The sequence below is a fragment of the Vreelandella maris genome (assembly GCF_013371085.1).
In the GTDB taxonomy this organism is placed as follows: domain Bacteria; phylum Pseudomonadota; class Gammaproteobacteria; order Pseudomonadales; family Halomonadaceae; genus Vreelandella; species Vreelandella maris.
This window is the reverse complement of record NZ_JABWCV010000036.1, coordinates 1-13515: the sequence shown is the minus strand read 5'-3', so window position 1 is coordinate 13515 and position 13515 is coordinate 1. Positions and strand designations below refer to the sequence as shown.

Annotated in this window: 13 protein-coding genes; 10 read left to right on the top strand and 3 right to left on the bottom strand. The window is 54.2% G+C overall.

Annotation, left to right across the window (positions count from 1 at the left end):
- Position 1 precedes the first annotated feature (1 nt).
- The 6 genes from HUO07_RS19820 (at position 2) to HUO07_RS19795 (ending at position 5319) form a co-directional block, all read left to right on the top strand.
- Positions 2–499 carry a hypothetical protein gene (locus HUO07_RS19820; protein WP_176304928.1) on the top strand — a complete coding sequence of 166 codons (498 nt, stop codon included), beginning with the start codon at positions 2–4 and terminating at the stop codon, positions 497–499.
- 280 nt (positions 500–779) lie between these two features.
- Positions 780–2036 (top strand): DEAD/DEAH box helicase, encoded by a 1257-nt coding sequence (locus tag HUO07_RS19815; protein WP_176304927.1) that lies wholly within the window; start codon positions 780–782, stop codon positions 2034–2036.
- A 108-nt stretch (positions 2037–2144) separates the two neighbouring features.
- A complete protein-coding gene (locus tag HUO07_RS19810; RefSeq protein WP_008956259.1) occupies positions 2145–2648 on the top strand; it encodes a hypothetical protein in 504 nt (167 codons plus the stop codon).
- Positions 2649–2673: 25 nt separating this feature from the next.
- Positions 2674–3885 carry an MFS transporter gene (locus HUO07_RS19805; RefSeq protein ID WP_176304926.1) on the top strand — a complete coding sequence of 404 codons (1212 nt, stop codon included), beginning with the start codon at positions 2674–2676 and terminating at the stop codon, positions 3883–3885.
- A 34-nt stretch (positions 3886–3919) separates the two neighbouring features.
- Entirely contained in the window at positions 3920–4990 is a 1071-nt protein-coding gene (locus HUO07_RS19800; protein WP_246286889.1) for an asparaginase, read from the top strand.
- An 89-nt stretch (positions 4991–5079) separates the two neighbouring features.
- Entirely contained in the window at positions 5080–5319 is a 240-nt protein-coding gene (locus HUO07_RS19795; RefSeq protein WP_101145409.1) for a DUF2789 domain-containing protein, read from the top strand.
- Between the two features lie 43 nt (positions 5320–5362).
- Here HUO07_RS19795 and HUO07_RS19790 read toward each other — a convergent pair whose 3' ends face one another.
- A complete protein-coding gene (locus HUO07_RS19790; RefSeq protein ID WP_101145410.1) occupies positions 5363–5779 on the bottom strand; it encodes an SRPBCC family protein in 417 nt (138 codons plus the stop codon).
- Between the two features lie 208 nt (positions 5780–5987).
- Here HUO07_RS19790 and queC point away from each other — a divergent pair, with 208 nt between their 5' ends.
- Genes queC through HUO07_RS19770 form a run of 4 tightly spaced genes read left to right on the top strand, consistent with a single transcriptional unit; the run spans position 5988 to position 8450 of the window.
- Positions 5988–6695 carry a 7-cyano-7-deazaguanine synthase QueC gene (gene queC, locus HUO07_RS19785; protein ID WP_176304924.1) on the top strand — a complete coding sequence of 236 codons (708 nt, stop codon included), beginning with the start codon at positions 5988–5990 and terminating at the stop codon, positions 6693–6695.
- On the top strand, positions 6695–7351 hold the full coding sequence (queE, locus tag HUO07_RS19780; RefSeq protein WP_176304923.1) for a 7-carboxy-7-deazaguanine synthase: 657 nt from the start codon (positions 6695–6697) through the stop codon (positions 7349–7351). The genes queC and queE overlap by 1 nt, the downstream gene beginning before the upstream one ends.
- Positions 7351–8196, top strand: a complete 846-nt coding sequence (locus HUO07_RS19775) for a 6-pyruvoyl trahydropterin synthase family protein (protein WP_176304922.1) — start codon at positions 7351–7353, stop codon at positions 8194–8196. Before queE ends, HUO07_RS19775 begins: the two co-directional genes overlap by 1 nt.
- The gene (locus tag HUO07_RS19770; RefSeq protein WP_176304921.1) at positions 8193–8450 is read left to right on the top strand and encodes a YkgJ family cysteine cluster protein; all 258 of its coding nucleotides are present in this window, start codon (positions 8193–8195) and stop codon (positions 8448–8450) included. Before HUO07_RS19775 ends, HUO07_RS19770 begins: the two co-directional genes overlap by 4 nt.
- Positions 8451–8488: 38 nt before the next feature.
- Here HUO07_RS19770 and HUO07_RS19765 read toward each other — a convergent pair whose 3' ends face one another.
- On the bottom strand, positions 8489–12388 hold the full coding sequence (locus tag HUO07_RS19765) for an ATP-binding protein (RefSeq protein ID WP_176304920.1): 3900 nt from the start codon (positions 12386–12388) through the stop codon (positions 8489–8491).
- Positions 12389–12415: 27 nt separating this feature from the next.
- Positions 12416–13117, bottom strand: coding sequence for a MiaE family protein (locus tag HUO07_RS19760; protein WP_176304939.1), 702 nt, complete (start codon positions 13115–13117; stop codon positions 12416–12418).
- Between the last annotated feature and the right edge of the window lie 398 nt (positions 13118–13515).

The following is a 13515-nucleotide window of genomic DNA, read 5'->3' as shown; positions in this document are numbered from 1 at the left end:
TATGATAAATGAAACGAACAACACTGCTGAATTGCCCGCTGAACAACTGCGCGAGGCGGTCAATGCGTTAATGCAGACAGTGACATCCCTGCTGGAGGGAGAGGCACCACTCGCAACCCTTGAAACAGCCCTGCATAGTCACGACGCCCTACTCGATCAGTTAGCCATTCACTCACTCGACGCGTCAACACTAGCCGCGCTTGAGCGTATTGAGCAATTTATTACTCTGCACGCGGGGAATTACTATCAAACCGCCAGTGCCGAGCTCGATAACAAACAAAAAAATCGGTTTATTTCTCTTTTTGCACGCCGACTACTCGCCCTTGATGGGCTGGGACCGGCGACGGCACAACAGCTATTTCAGCTAGGTGTATACACACCCGAGCAATTTTTTTCGTTAGCACCTGGCGAGCTTGCCCAGCTGCAATTACCGTCTGCGACATTAGCTAGGTTAATCCCTCTTCATGCCCAGCATTCACCACTGACACGAGACAGCTAAACAGGCTGGCATCGTATATTCGTGTTACACTGCTTGGCTAATTACTGATACGTAAGTTTTCTGGTGTGCCCGTGCACATCAGTCTCAGCATTTCTTAGCGCTGTAATCTTCACGTCTCCTTTCACGGTCATCCACGGCTAACCAACGACCATCGCGGCATGCTGAGATATCTGGCACACTTCGCTGCCGCGAAGGTCAATCAACCTCGCTTTTTGAACATTACATCTAGTGACAACAACCACTTACCGGTATTAACTCACTAGGTGATTGCGGAGAACGCATGAGCTTTTCTGAACTTGGCCTGCACGCCGATTTATTACGCGCTGTCACAGCGCAAGGTTACACCGTCCCTACCCCGATACAGCGACAAGCTATCCCTGTCGTGCTAGAAGGTCGCGACATGTTAGCCAGCGCCCAAACCGGCACAGGCAAAACCGCCGGTTTCACACTGCCCATGTTGCAACGCTTAAACACAGGCAAGCGACCGGGCAAACGTCAGGTTCGCGCCTTGGTATTAACCCCAACCCGTGAACTCGCCGCCCAAGTAGGCGAAAGCGTCACCACCTATGGCCAACATTTAGCATTACGCTCGCACATTATCTTTGGCGGTGTCGGTCAACAGCCTCAAATCGATGCGCTTAAAGCTGGGTTAGATGTACTTGTCGCCACACCAGGGCGCCTTCTTGATCTTCACCAGCAGGGCCATGTAGATCTTTCGTCCGTTGAGATCTTAGTCCTGGATGAAGCTGACCGTATGCTTGATATGGGCTTCATCCACGACATCAAACGACTCCTGCGCCTAGTCCCTAAAAAGCGTCAAAACCTGTTGTTCTCGGCAACATTCTCGAATGAGATTCAAACCCTGGCTCAACAGTTGCTGGACAACCCAGCGATGATTGAAGTAGCGCCGCGCAATACCACCGCGGAGAAAATTGAACAGGCCATTTACCGCGTAGACCGCGAGAAAAAACGCGAACTACTGGCCCACTTAATTCAGCAGAATGGCTGGTTTCAAGTATTAGTGTTCACGCGAACCAAACATGGCGCAAACCGCTTGGCTGAGCAGCTCTCTAAGCAAGATATTCCTTCGATGGCGATCCACGGCAATAAAAGCCAAGGGGCCCGTACTCGCGCGTTAACAGCGTTTAAAAGTGGCGACCTGCAAGTATTAGTGGCTACCGATATCGCCGCCCGAGGCCTGGATATCAACGAGCTGCCCCATGTGGTCAACTTTGATCTACCCAACGTGGCGGAAGATTACGTGCACCGTATTGGGCGTACCGGACGCGCGGGCAGTAATGGCGAAGCTGTATCGCTGGTGTGTGTCGACGAAGACGGGCTGCTGGGAAATATTGAACGGCTGATTAAACAGACGTTACCCAAGCATATAGAACCCGGCTTTGAACCTGATCCAAGCATCAAACCTGAGCCCATCGAGAATGGTCGGCGCAATCAACGCCAACCTCGCGCCAAACGCAAACCCGAAGGCCAGAGTGCAAATACTAGCGGCGAACGCAAACGTCGCGCCCGCCGCTAGCTTGGTAGGCAGGAATATGCGAAGGTGTCGCCTTTGCATATTCCCCCTCCTATATTGAACAGCTATTTTTAAGCCGTTAGGCATGAACCACTTATTCATGGAGTGATTATGGCGTCTTCTCAACTTATGGCCGATTACCGCCAATGGCTGACATTTCAACGTCAAGAGCAGCTCAGCCGTGAGCACCAAGGAATTGTGCAGCGTTTAGAGGACGCTCGAGCCTCAGCGAATCAAGTGTCTCAGGCTTACCGCAGCATGGCTGAAAAGGCATCTGTTGAAGGCGCTTGTTACCGCACGATCTTTTTACGCCAACGCGATGATAACCATGCACTGCCCTGCGAAGGGTGGCTGTTTGTGCGCCGCGTACTGAGTGAAGGTAACAGTACCCGTGTGCGTGTCACCCTGCTGGAAACGTTTACCCTGGAAGACGGCATTATGGCCCCAGGCGATAAGCCTGCACGCAAGCTCACGTTAGAAATATTTGACCAGCTGCTAATGGATAAAGGCATGCGCACTAACGTTAGAGTAGATAGCCTGGACTCCTCACAGGATTATCATTTCATCACGCTACTCGATGCTGTTCGCGGAGACTTGCGCCCTCACCTTAAATAAACGTTGGCGTGAAATAAGCATCGATATGGCATCCCGTCGTTCAATGACCTTTATTCTGCTGATGGTCGTGGTAGGGCTAAATTTACGCCCTGCCATGTCCTCAGTTGCCCCTTTGCTGACGCGCTTACAAGAGAGTGCGGGTCTCTCAGCCACTGCCGCTGGACTACTGACCACGCTTCCCGTGCTCTTTTTAGGCCTCTCCGCACCGCTAGCCCCAGCACTTGCCAAACGCATAGGCAGTGAACGCGCACTGAGTGCGGCGCTGATTCTTCTCGCAGCAGGTCTTATTTTGCGTGGCTTACCGCTTCCCGGCGTGTTATTCGTCGGTTCTGCAATGGCGGGGGGCGCAATAGGCATTGGCGGCACCCTACTACCCGCTTTGGTAAAACGCGAACTGCCCCAGAGTGCCGACCTGCTCACCGGCTTATATACCATGGCACTCTGCTTGGGTGGCGCTTTAGGGGCCGGATTTAGCGTACCGCTAACACAGCTGCTCGGCAGTTGGCAGGCAAGCTTAATGAGCTGGGCACTACTGGCACTGTTTGCGCTTGTTTTATGGCACTTTCAAATGCCACGCTCACTGCAATCGAACACGCCCAATCTGCCTAAAAGCGGCCTTTTACGACTGCTTAAGCAGCCGCTTACCTGGCACGTTATGCTGTTTATGGGTATTCAGTCTTCCATGGCTTATATCGTCTTTGGCTGGTTGCCCACATTATTAGTAGCTCGCGGCTATAACGAAGCCGATGCAGGCTGGACCATGGCGGTTTCGATTATGTGTCAACTAGCCTCCGCGCTAGGCGCACCTTGGCTAGCACGTCTGGGGCGGGACCAACGTCCCGCTTTATTACTGGTGCTATTCAGTACGGCCGCGGGGCTGTGGATGCTGCTTATCGCACCATTAATATGGAAATGGCCCGGCGCGGCCCTCCTTGGCATCGGTCAAGGTGGCAGCTTTAGCTTAGCGCTCAGTTTGTTAGTGTTACGTACAGCCAACTCACGTCTTGCAGGGCAGCTTTCTGGCCTGGTTCAAGGCGGTGGTTATACATTGGCAGCGCTAGGACCTTTCGGCGTCGGGGTGATGCTTCAATCGGGCGCTAACATCTCGCATATCGCCTGGCTATTGATCACGCTGCTTACCGTATGCTGTGGCTTTGCATTGCTGGCTGGACGTAATCAGCGTCTAGATGACCAGAGTGGTGGACTTTTGGTAGAGCGCATTACACGCTCTTATTGATTCCGACGTATCGTAAAAGGCCCAGGAGATGGCTATGCCCCCTTACTCCCCACTAGCTAGCAGCATTGCTTCTCAAGAGCGCATCTTGGTCATTTACACTGGGGGCACGATTGGCATGCAACAGCATGCCAATGGGCTTGCTCCCGGTGGCGACTTTGCCACTCGAATGACCAAGGCCCTTGCTCAGCTTCCGCTTGCTCACCAGCAGTCCCTTCCAGCCTATGACGTCGTTAGCTATTCGACCTTAATTGACTCAAGCGCCGCTACGCCGCTTACTTGGCAGCAGCTTGCACGCGATGTTAGCAGCCAATTAACGGTCTACGCAGGCTTTGTAATCATTCACGGCACCGACACCCTCAGTTGGACTGCTGCTAGCCTTGCCTATCAGCTACAAGGTTTAGATCGCCCGGTGATCGTGACGGGCGCCATGCGCCCGCTGGAAGCTCCCGGCAGTGACGCACTAGATAATCTGCACGGCGCACTGCAGTTCGCCGCCAAGCGCGAGCTACAAGAAGTAGCTATTTACTTTGCCGGGCAGTTGCTTCGCGGTGTCCGCGCCATAAAACAGCACAGCGAAGCGCTCAATGCCTTTGCAAGCCCCAACTACCCCTTGCTCGGCGAACGGGTGGGCGACGATTTCGTTTATTACCCCAGTCGTGGGCTGGCCCTGCAACAACGGGGCGCACCACGCTTTGAACTGCCCGACTACCGTTTGATTAATCAAGGGGAAGTGGTTCGTATCATGCTCTGGCCTGGCATCACAGCCTGGCAGCTTGAGACGTGGCTAGGTGATTCGCGCGTTAAAGGCGCGTTACTCCAGCTCTGGGGCGCCGGGAACCTGCCCGACGACCCACACTTGCTGGACGTGCTGGCCAAGGCCAGTGGAGAGGGCAAGCTACTGGCCGCCATTAGCCAGTGCCCGCAAGGGGGCATCCAACTGGGCGCTTACGCTGCTGGTCACGGCCTGAGCGATGCAGGCATTCTGGCGGGCGACGACATGACACCGGAAGCAGCATTCACCAAACTGGCCCACTTACTGGCCCAGCCGATCTCATTAGAAGATCAGCGCCAGCGCTTTTTAACACCACTGATCGGCGAACGATAACGTAGCGGAATTTGCGCAGCGCTGGCATACCTTGAGATTCGGTCTATGGTGTAGAAGGATAACCTAACAGTTTGAAGGAACAATAAATTATGGAAAAGCCAGTACATCATTTCAGTGAACTGTTTGAGCAGCTGGGCCTTGCGTCTGATGCTGATTCCATCGAGCGCTTTATTAAGCGCAATGCCCCGCTCCCCGAGTCAATGCCGTTGGCAGAGGCCCCCTGTTGGAACGAGGGCCAAGCGGCGTTTCTAAAAGAAGCGGTGGATGAAGATGCCGATTGGGCCGAAGTCGTGGATCATCTGGACGCTTCAATGCACAAGCCTCACTAACCTCGGCAACCACTCGTTGGGTGCGCCGTTAAAAAGCAGCGCCCTAACCGTTTAAACGCGCTTCAACGCGGTCAAGAATTTGCCGGCTGACTTTTCCCACCAGCGGCTTGGCCGCTTTGTTAACGGCCTTTTCCATTAGGCGATTGCGAATTTCATAGCTTAGCGTCAGCGCCACTTCCGTCCCTTCCGGCACTTCGCGAAGACGGTATCGCCCCTGGTTTTTAACCCCATCCAACGACTCCCAGGCAAGCACATGGGGCGGTTGAACTTCGGTGACCATGACATCAAACGCCCAATCCATACCGACAGCGCGCACGTGCCATCGATAGCGGTTCTCTCCCAATGTGTCGATGGAGCGGATTAGATCCGAGTAATCAGCAAAATCCTCGACGCGACGCAGTAACTCAAACACCTTTTCGGGGGGAGCGTTAACAATTTCACTGTGTTCAATGGTAGCCATTGGTTGCCCTCTAACAACGTGGATGGTTAGCGTAGCATGTTGATATTAATGCTGCCCGCCCATGCCGCAATTACCCCAATAAGCGCTAGAACTGGTCAGATTAGCCGCTATTGCGTAAACTGCCGCCCTTCCGGACCGGACCCCGGAACGCCGCGCCAGCAAATTGCTGCTCGCGATCAATAAATTCTCCGACAACGAGTGTTTTCTCATGTCATCAATATCCCCTGTGGCCGCTGACAGCGCCACGACTGTCGTTATCTATTCCGGTGGAATGGACTCTTTTACCGTGCTTCACCGCGCGCTGCGCGAGGGGCTTACCGTCCACGCGCTCTCGTTTGACTATGGCCAGCGGCATGCTCGTGAACTCGACACTGCTCGTCAGGTCTGCGCCACGCTTGGCGTGCCCCACCAGGTGGTCGATATTCGCGCCATCCACGGTCTGATTGATAATTCAGCGCTGACCAACCCAGACCAAGCGATGCCCCACGGCGACTACGCCGCGGACAATTTACGCGCTACGGTAGTACCTAATCGCAATATGATTTTACTCTCTTTGGCGATTGCCAAAGCGGTCAATATTGGCGCAGAGCGAGTCGATTACGGCGCCCATGGCGGCGATCACATATTGTACCCGGACTGCCGCCCCGATTTCGTTGAGGCCATGAACCACGTCGCAGGTATTGCCAACTTCGAGCCCGTCACGCTCCACGCGCCATACCTCTCCTCAAGCAAGGCAGAGATCCTGCGTGAGGGCTTGGCCATGGGCTTGGACTACCGCCACACCTGGACCTGTTACGAAGGCCGAGAACTAGCCTGCGGCGTTTGCGGTAGCTGCCGCGAACGACTAGCCGCCTTTGCCGCTAACGGGGTGACAGACCCATTGGCATATACCCCAGACACCGCAGGACAACGCTGATGTACCAAGTTAAAGAAGCGTTTTATACCCTGCAGGGGGAAGGCGCCCAGGCCGGAAGAGCAAGCGTTTTTTGTCGTTTTAGTGGCTGCAACCTGTGGTCGGGCCGCGAAGTGGATCGTACAACGGCTAAGTGCACGTTTTGCGATACCGATTTTATTGGCACTAACGGTATCAACGGTGGAAAGTTTGCCACTGCCGAGGCCCTTGCCCAGCACATTGCAGCACTTTGGCCTGCCCCAACCGGTAGTGAAAAGCCTAAGGCAACACCCTATGTGGTGTTTACCGGTGGTGAGCCATTGCTGCAGCTTGACGCGGCGTTGATTGCCACGCTGCACAGCAATGGGTTTGAGGTGGCCGTCGAAACCAACGGCACGCTAGCGCCGCCCCCTGGCATTGATTGGCTGTGCGTAAGCCCTAAAGGCAATAACCCCTTGGCCGTTACCCATGGCGACGAATTAAAACTCGTTTACCCCCAGGCTGATGCTCCCCCGGAGCAATTTTCAAGCTTGGATTTTGATCACTTTTTTTTACAGCCGATGGACCTTGCTCCCCTAAACCAGGACAAGACAACCGTTGCTGAGACGACCGCTTACTGTATGGCTAATCCACAGTGGCGTCTTTCGCTGCAAATGCACAAATTAGCAGGTTTTGATTAATGGCTTTATTCGTTCAACAACTGACCCATATCGACGTCTCGCTTTGGTGCGCCAAGCGCGGCTTGGTCGGCTGTAGCTGGCAGGTAGACGCGGTGCTGGAAGGCGAGCTGGGTGAAGACGGCATGCTTTTCGATTTTGGTGAAGTGAAGCCGTGGATCAAGCGCACCCTGGACAGCGGTCTAGACCATACCCTGCTGGTCCCCACCGAGGCGCTAGGCATCAGTGTTTCCGAGTGCCCTGAAGGATTATGCGTTCGCACCACGACGCCCTACCCGATGGAGGTACGCGGGCCGAAAGAGGCATTCACCCTGCTTCCCTGGCAAGCCATTACGCTTGAAACGGTCGCCGAACATTTAAGTCACCAACTGACCGAGCAGCGTCCCGAAAATGTTGATCGGGTTTCCCTGACACTTAGCGACGAACCCAGCGACGGCGCCGCGTACGGCTATAGCCACGGCCTGAAGCGGCACGCAGGAAATTGCCAACGCATTGCCCACGGCCACCGTTCACGACTGTATATCTGGCAGCAGGAGGCGCGCCAAACCCTGCTTGAACAACAGTGGGCGGCATGGCTTGATAATCGCTATCTTCTTGAGGAGGCAGATATCGCGGCTCGCAATAGTGAAACCCTTACCTGCCGCTATCGAGCCGCCCAGGGGGATTTTTCCATTACCCTGCCACAGTCGCTGTGTACGGTGCTGCCCGGCCCAACCACGGTAGAAAATATTGCAGCTTGGCTGGCACAGGAAGTTGCCACACAGAGCGGTCAAGACACACGCATTCAGGCGTTTGAAGGTATCAACAAGGGCGCGATTGCTATGTTTTCACCTAGCGTTACACCATGAGCGTGGGATGTCGTGCGGGGTGTGGCGCCTGCTGTATCGCACCTTCGATTAGTTCTGCCATCCCCGGCATGTCAGAAGGCAAGCCGGCAGGGGTTCGCTGCGTTCAGCTAGATGAACACAACCTGTGTCGACTATTTGGTGACCCGAGCCGCCCCAAGGTTTGCGAACGTTTTAACTTTGATGCCAGCGTGTGTGGCGAGCACCGAGAAGAGGCGCTCGCCACACTGACCTGGCTAGAAGAAGACACACGTTAGAAAGCGCACTCTTTCTGCCAAAGCCAACTCCCTTAGGGCTAGCTTTCAATACTCACGGGGTGCGGCAAACGGCGATCCAGCAAGCTGATCCAGCGTGTCAGCACCGGGGCATCACTGTGGCTGACTTCGCTCAACAAGCGCCTGAAGCTCTCTTTGGCCTGCTGGTCATTAGGCTCAATGCGCGTCAGCCATAGCTCAAGGGCCGCCAGTTCCTGATGGCGGTTGCCATGCTCGCGAGCTTGGTTAATCGCCATCTCAGCTAATGCTTTCACTTCATTGGCGGGATGCCCAAGCAGATCACGCACCTTGGCAAGCTGGGTGGCTAATTCCGGCAGGAATAGCGTTGTCCTTTCACGGGCGATCACTAAGCACTGATCCAGGTAATCCTCTGCAGCGTTTAGCTCGCCCAGTTCAATACACGCGTCCGAATACCAAAGCACTGGCCGCTGATAGCGGTTACGCCCTTTCAGTTCTGCCATCTGGTCTAGACTGTCACGCAGTTGGGTAAGCCCCGCCGTATCCCCTGACAGCGCCCGCTGCCAGCCGAGAATAATTTGTGCGGAAATTTGCCATAGCTGCAAATCCGGCGTGCCGGTCATAGCGGCCGCCCGTTCGGCGTGCCGGGCAGCCAGATGAACGTGTCCCAATTGACGATAAAGCGCCGCGGCAAATAATAGCGCCATCGCCAAGGTGCCAGGGTGTGCAATCTTCTCCGCCAGGCGAATCGCCGACGAGACTTGACGTTCAGCGCGCTGATAATCGCCACGCAAACAGAGCGCCCACCCTTGAAAGCAGGCAGCAGAGACTTGCGGGTGATCAGAAAATGGCAGCCACTCAATCATCATCTGCGCATTCAGCGGATCAATTTCGTCCAAGTGATCGTGCGCCTGCTGAATGCGCCCAGCCCAATACTCGCAATTAGCCCGGGCATAATCGGCTAAACGGCGATAACGCGGGTCTTCGAGACGGGACGCGATATCGGCCAGAGTTGAAGCCAAAGCAAACGCATCCGCATGGGCATAGCGCTGGCTACGACCGACCCAGAGCCCCCATTTGACCAGGAATATCTGTTCAAGATCTTCCGGGTCTTCGAGGCTATCGCTGCCCGATTCACGCAGTAGCTCTCGTGCACGCACAAAGCTTTCGTGGGCGGTCGGTGAACCGTGCCCCTCTAACGAAAAGGCCGCCTGACCGCGAACGGTGAGCAGGCTCACTTCACGCTCTATCTCGTGCTCAACATGGCGAAGGCTCGCTAAGCCAAAATCCGCCATGCGCAGTGCGGTTCGGTTGGCACTGACCTTGAGCGCTTCGCGAGCGGCCAGCTCAAAGTAACGCGCGCCACGGGCATAGTGCCCACTACGACGTAGGTGGGTCGCGAAATCACCGGGATGACGACTGATCCATACTGGAAAACGCTCTTCTATTAAGGTAACTACCTGCTGATGCAGTTTGACCCGCACATCTCTCGGGCAAGAGAGATAAGCGGCTTCCTGCAGCAACTGGTGACTAAACTGGAACTCGTGGTCGCCACTCTCTTTATCAACCGGCTCAACGATTTCCAGCACTCGCATATGCTCAAGCGCTTGGTTAAGCCGACCTTTTTCCCAGCCACTGCACTCAAGTAGAAAATCCAACCGGAAGCGCTTACCCAGTACCGCTGCTACGTGGGCAATTTCACGGTCGCCCTCAAGTTGATCAATACGACTTGCTAAAAGCCCTAATAACCCCTTGGGCAGTTCTTCAAACTGGACACTGCGCCCTTCTCGGCGATCCATATCCAAACGACGGCAAATCTCCTGCATATACAGAGGCACACCATCGCAGCGCTCAATAATTTGATTACGCAACCGCGGACTCAGATGGATGCGGTAACGGCGGGAAAGTTGTGATAAAAGCCGCGAGGACTGCAACGCATCCAGATTACCTAAGCTGATTTGCTGATCCCAATGCAGTTTCACCGGCAACGCTTCACGCCCATGATGACTAGCTACCAACATAAAAGCGGTGTTGATAGGTAATCTTGCCTGCAGCCCTGCCAATACTTTAAAAGAGGGTTCATCCAGCCACTGTAAATCATCAATCATTAACACCAGCGTGTGCGTCGTTGCTTGCCGCTCAATTAAGCGGTGCAAAAGCATCACGACCAGCTCAACGGCTTCGCCACTTTGGGCAAGCTGGGTAATCTCCTGTACTTCATGCACTCCAAGCGCCTGCTCCAGCAGATGCTGTCGGTCAGCCGCAAGCTGATCAAACCCTAGCGTTGTCTGTAGTTCGTGAATGGCTTCAACAGTAAGCGCTTGCTTGAGATACCAGCCAACCAACGTGCGGGCCACCCCATAAGGGTCTAGCACCGAAAGACGCGTAGTGGGCTGCCAGCATATCGCCGCATCACGACTAAGCTCTAATTGGCGAAAACCGACCATTAACGCCGACTTTCCCATCCCCGAGGCACCACGCACCAATACACTTTGGCGCAAGCCAATACCTGCCCGCGCCAGCGCATCGCGCAGGGTACGCAGCGATGTTTCGCGACCCACCAAGCTGGGGGGAAGTGCATCGCGGCCGCCTTCGTTTTGGCCCAACACCAGCGCACGCAAACGTACACGGCCATCACTGGCGATCAAACGCGATACCAGGCGTGGCTGAAGGTCAAGCGCGGGTGGCATATGCTGACTGGCTTCTTGTGAAATGACCAGCTCACTACCTTCTGCTGCGCTCATTAGCTCCAAAGACATTTGCGTGACTTGCCCTAACGGGTCCGCTAACTGACGCTCGGGTAGGTACACCACACGACCGCTGTGCAAGCCAGCGGCCAACTCAAAGTGCGGTATATCACCCTCACCAGCCCAATGGCGCCCGCTCTCTTGGGGCAGGGCCTGACGGCAATGCTCATAAAGCGCTACTAGTTCCGCCAGCTGATGCGCGGGGCCATGAGTACCGAAACAGGCCAAGCCTAAGCCGCCCGTAGCGCCTGGTAGCCAAAAGCCGCCTAAGTGATGGCACTGCTGCTCTAACCAGCGTAGTAATTCCAACTGCAGCGTAAGGCAGTGGCGTGTCGCCGCGCGATCTTGCCACTCCCCTTTTAGATGCAAGCGTATAGCCATCACGGAGAGCTGACGCAGTTCGATTTCATCTTCACGGAGCGGCTTACTATCTGCTGCCAGCGCGCGCGAAAAGGCACCTTGAGGGCTCATCATTCGCGGGTCGTGGTGGCCATCTGACCAGTAGCTGGCTAACTGCAGAAAGCTTGGCTCAGGCTGCTGACCCGACAGCGCTAACAACTGTAAATAGCTGTTGTATTGCTCATGGGCAGCAGCCATTTGGTTCTGTTCGGCGAGCTGACGAACCAAGCGCTCATGAAAGGGGCCGTAGCCTGAAAAGCGGCTGACCAACGCTTCCAAAATTGAATCAGGTACATCGGCGTGAGCTTCAAGCACCTGCTCAGCAAACCGAATGACACGCTGACGCCACTCATTACGAACTTGGACTAACCAGCGCTGAAATTCGCTACAGTTGGCCAATTGCAGCTCTTCAATCAAGTCGCCTTGGTAACAAGACATCAGCGCTTCAAGGGTATTTAAATCACGGGGCCCTTCTAAGAGCTGCTGCAGCGTATGGAGGTCTACCTGCCAGTTATTAGGAAGTTGAAAAGCAATTGTTTGCCGGGAGACGCTTAATACTTGTTCGGCGCTCTCACCTAACGATTGGCGCAAACAGTGCAGCGCATGGCGCAGGTTGGTTCTGCCTGAAGACAGCCCTTGGTCGGGCCACAACAGCTCTGCCAGAGCAGCCCGATTGACCGGCTGGCGGTGCAGCAAAAGATAAACAAGCAGCGCTTTCACTTTGTCGTAACTAAAGTGGGTCAATACATCTTCGCCCTGGGTAAGCGAAAAGTGGCCGAATAGGGTTAACTGTTCTGTCTCACGAGCATCGCGCATGATAAACATCCTGCCGGGCTAAGCGGCTTAAGCTGGCACACCGCTATGAAAACGAAAAGCCGTATCGGGCGAAGTAATCAGCTCCGCTTCACGCGCCACAAAAAAAGCGATCCGCTCGTCAATAGAGCTTGCTGTTTGCTGGCGAGCCAGCAACAAATAGTCTTCAAAATGACGGCCTTCTGACTTCACAAGCGTGCGATAAAACTTGGCAAGCTCTTCGTCTAAATAAGGAATCAAACAAGCGAACCGTTCACAGCTACGTGCTTCAATAAGTGCACCGATGATTAAAATATCAATTAGCCGTTCGGGATCATTACTGCGCAAGTGTCGCCTAAGCCCTTCAGCGTAACGTGATGCTTTTAAATGCTGGTAAGCAACGCCGCGTGCTTCCATGAGTGCGACTACCTGCTCGAAATGGAGCAGCTCTTCACGGGCTAATTGCGACATTTTGCTGAGCAACAGCGGTTGATCAACATAGCGATAAAGAAGACTCATTGCCGTAGAAGCGGCTTTTTTTTCGCATTGCGCGTGGTCAATTAATAGCGTCTCAGGATTTTCGAGCGCCCACTGCAGCCATGCGCCAGGGGTTGCACAGCCCAGAAACTGATGCAGGCTCTCAGGCAATAAATCATCCGCTTTCAACGCATGGTCAGCCCTTTGCAAGGCATTCGTTTGTAATTTATCAGTTTGCAACGTACTGGTTTGTAAAGCACTGGGTTGTATTGACATAACACCATTACCAATCTTGTGTTTCATTATTGTACAACATATAAGCGCTCAAAACGCTCAGTCCCTGTTAGGTACAAATCTACATACCTTGCATCGCCTATTACTAATGTAGTCATTCGCTCACAAATGCTCCACACACTTTATAAGCACACTATTAGTAGGATGCCTCTAAGGTAATAAATTGAGGTCTATGGTAACCCGCTGTAACCTCAATCACACCCGCACCAGCCTATGTTAACTTAGAAAAAGGTAAAACTTTCCTGTTTTTGAGCCAAACGACTAGGGCCTGTTGACGTTTTGAGGGATAGCATTGGCAGGATAGGGGCAAACTCACAGAATACAGGTTCCGACACCAACAAACTGCGAGCTTGCCATGCCCCGACTGATGCTCACAGATG

What these genes read in the sequence shown, in the direction of transcription:
- HUO07_RS19820 (WP_176304928.1), top strand. Translation starts at nt 2, where the DNA reads ATGATAAATGAAACGAACAACACTGCTGAATTGCCCGCTGAACAACTG.
- HUO07_RS19815 (WP_176304927.1), top strand. Translation starts at nt 780, where the DNA reads ATGAGCTTTTCTGAACTTGGCCTGCACGCCGATTTATTACGCGCTGTC.
- HUO07_RS19810 (WP_008956259.1), top strand. Translation starts at nt 2,145, where the DNA reads ATGGCGTCTTCTCAACTTATGGCCGATTACCGCCAATGGCTGACATTT.
- HUO07_RS19805 (WP_176304926.1), top strand. Translation starts at nt 2,674, where the DNA reads ATGGCATCCCGTCGTTCAATGACCTTTATTCTGCTGATGGTCGTGGTA.
- HUO07_RS19800 (WP_246286889.1), top strand. Translation starts at nt 3,920, where the DNA reads ATGCCCCCTTACTCCCCACTAGCTAGCAGCATTGCTTCTCAAGAGCGC.
- HUO07_RS19795 (WP_101145409.1), top strand. Translation starts at nt 5,080, where the DNA reads ATGGAAAAGCCAGTACATCATTTCAGTGAACTGTTTGAGCAGCTGGGC.
- HUO07_RS19790 (WP_101145410.1), bottom strand. Translation starts at nt 5,779, where the DNA reads ATGGCTACCATTGAACACAGTGAAATTGTTAACGCTCCCCCCGAAAAG.
- queC (WP_176304924.1), top strand. Translation starts at nt 5,988, where the DNA reads ATGTCATCAATATCCCCTGTGGCCGCTGACAGCGCCACGACTGTCGTT.
- queE (WP_176304923.1), top strand. Translation starts at nt 6,695, where the DNA reads ATGTACCAAGTTAAAGAAGCGTTTTATACCCTGCAGGGGGAAGGCGCC.
- HUO07_RS19775 (WP_176304922.1), top strand. Translation starts at nt 7,351, where the DNA reads ATGGCTTTATTCGTTCAACAACTGACCCATATCGACGTCTCGCTTTGG.
- HUO07_RS19770 (WP_176304921.1), top strand. Translation starts at nt 8,193, where the DNA reads ATGAGCGTGGGATGTCGTGCGGGGTGTGGCGCCTGCTGTATCGCACCT.
- HUO07_RS19765 (WP_176304920.1), bottom strand. Translation starts at nt 12,388, where the DNA reads ATGCGCGATGCTCGTGAGACAGAACAGTTAACCCTATTCGGCCACTTT.
- HUO07_RS19760 (WP_176304939.1), bottom strand. Translation starts at nt 13,117, where the DNA reads ATGTCAATACAACCCAGTGCTTTACAAACCAGTACGTTGCAAACTGAT.